Here is a 2138-nt window from a genome sequence, read left to right on the forward strand (position 1 = left end):
GCGTGGAGATTCCCAAAGTGGGCGGCGTGCGTCCGCTCGGAATTCCCACCGTCGCTGATCGCATCGCCCAAACCGTTCTCAAGCAAGCCCTGGAGCCGGAATTGGAGGCGCATTTCCATCCGGACTCCTACGGCTATCGGCCCGACAAGAGCGCCCACCAGGCCATCGGACAGGCCCGCCAGCGCTGCTGGCGCTATGACTGGGTGGTTGACCTCGACATCAAGGGGTTCTTCGACGCGATCGACCACGATCTGTTGATGCGCGCGATCCGTCACCACACCACGGAGCCCTGGGTGCTGCTCTATACCGAGCGGTGGTTAAAGGCGCCGGTGCAACTGCCGGATGGAACCTTGCAGGAGCGCGATCGCGGCACGCCGCAAGGCGGAGTCGCCTCGCCACTGTTGGCGAATCTCTTTCTGCATTATGCCTTTGATGCCTGGATGCAGCGCCACTACCCGCACATCCCCTTCGAGCGCTATGCCGATGATGGGCTGTGCCACTGTCGGACCCTGGAAGAAGCCGAAGCTCTCAAGGCCGCGCTGCAGCAGCGCTTTGCCGACTGCCAACTGGAGCTCCACCCGGAGAAGACCAAGATCGTCTACTGTAAAGACGATGATCGGCGTCTGGAGTATCCCTGCACCGCCTTCGACTTCCTGGGCTATACTTTTCGCCCGCGACGCTCGAAGAACCGCTGGGGCAAGTACTTCATCAACTTCAGCCCGGCGATCAGCAACCGCGCCGCCAAGGCGATTCGCCACGAGATCCGACGCTGGAAGCTGCCATTGCGCAGTGACAAGGACCTTGTGGACCTGGCACGGATGTTCAACGCGGTCATCCAGGGCTGGATCAACTATTACGGCGCCTTCTACAAGTCGGCGCTTTATCCCACCCTGCAACATCTGGATCGCAAGCTGGCCCGCTGGGCCACACGCAAGTTCAAGCGGCTGCGCCGTCATCGGCGACGGGCCGAGCAGTGGTTGCGGCGCATTGCGCGTCGCCAGCCACGGCTCTTCGCCCATTGGCGCTTGATTCATCGGGCGGCTGGATAGGAGGAGCCGGATGAGCGGAGACGTTCACGTCCGGTTCTGTGAGCGCCTCGGGGGGCGGTTCCCCGGGGCGACTCGACTCATCATCACCGGTGCGTCCTCGACGCTACTGGCTGAGGAGGTCAAACCCCTGGTGCAGCAGTTCCTCAAGGAGCGAGGCTTGGCGTTGTCCGAGGCGAAGACCCACATCGTGCACATCGAAGCAGGGTTCGATTTCCTCGGCTTCAACCTGCGCAAGTATCACGGAAAACTGCTCATCAAGCCGGCAAAATCCAGTATCGCAGCGGTTAAGGAGAAGGCTCGGGGCATTCTCAAAACAGGTGCAAACCTGAGGCAAGACGTCCTGATCCGACGCCTCAATCCCGTCATTCGGGGCTGGGGCAACTATTACCGCCATGTCGTGAGCAAGGAGATTTTCGGCGACATTGACCATGCGATCTGGGGCATGACATGGAATTGGGCCAGACGACGCCATCCCCAGAAAGGCCGGAAGTGGGTCAAGGACCGCTACTATACCCACAGGGACGGCCGCGACTGGGTGTTCACGGATGGATCGGTCACGCTCTTTCGGATGGCGAGCCTTCCGATCCGTCGCCATGTGAAGATCCGCGGCGACGCCAACCCCTACGACCCGCAGCAGGCCGGCTACTTTGCCGAACGCCACGCGCGTCGCGGGAACCGGCCACTCGCCCGCAGCCCCGCATGGCTTGCTCCGTGACACGTCCTAGCCACACCCCCGCTGATCGCCGGGTGCTTCACGGCGCCTTTTCAAGGCTTGAGCCGTGTGCGGTGAAAGTCGCTCGCACGGTTCTTAGGGGGCGGGGTGGCCGTAAGGTCACCCTGCTACCCGACGGGTATGGGATGTCGGAGGAAGCGAAGGCCGGTCTGTAATCGACCGGATAGGGGTTCGAGCTTTGCCCTACCCCGAAAGGGGGCTGACTTCCGACGGGTCTTGGATCACGAGAAAGGTACGGAAAGGCTCAACCTGAGTGGTTTCTTAGACGATGTATACCACTGGTGTCATTGAAGGCCCTCAGGGCGCGACGGCACGTTGGTCCTCCATCGATTGGACCAAGGTACGCCGCCATGTCA

General features: G+C 61.7%; 2 protein-coding genes. Both read left to right on the forward strand.

Translation table 11 applies throughout. The annotated features are described in order from the left end of the window. Positions 1 to 1049, forward strand: a 1049-nt coding sequence (gene ltrA / locus G3446_RS26420; RefSeq protein ID WP_164456636.1) for a group II intron reverse transcriptase/maturase, incomplete at its 5' end; no start/stop codon positions are given. Positions 1050 to 1179: 130 nt separating this feature from the next. Next, positions 1180 to 1764 carry a group II intron maturase-specific domain-containing protein gene (locus G3446_RS26425; protein ID WP_342450258.1) on the forward strand — a complete coding sequence of 195 codons (585 nt, stop codon included), beginning with the start codon at positions 1180 to 1182 and terminating at the stop codon, positions 1762 to 1764. The last annotated feature ends 374 nt before the right edge of the window (positions 1765 to 2138 follow it).

Source organism: Thiorhodococcus minor, assembly GCF_010820565.1.
GTDB lineage: Bacteria > Pseudomonadota > Gammaproteobacteria > Chromatiales > Chromatiaceae > Thiorhodococcus > Thiorhodococcus minor.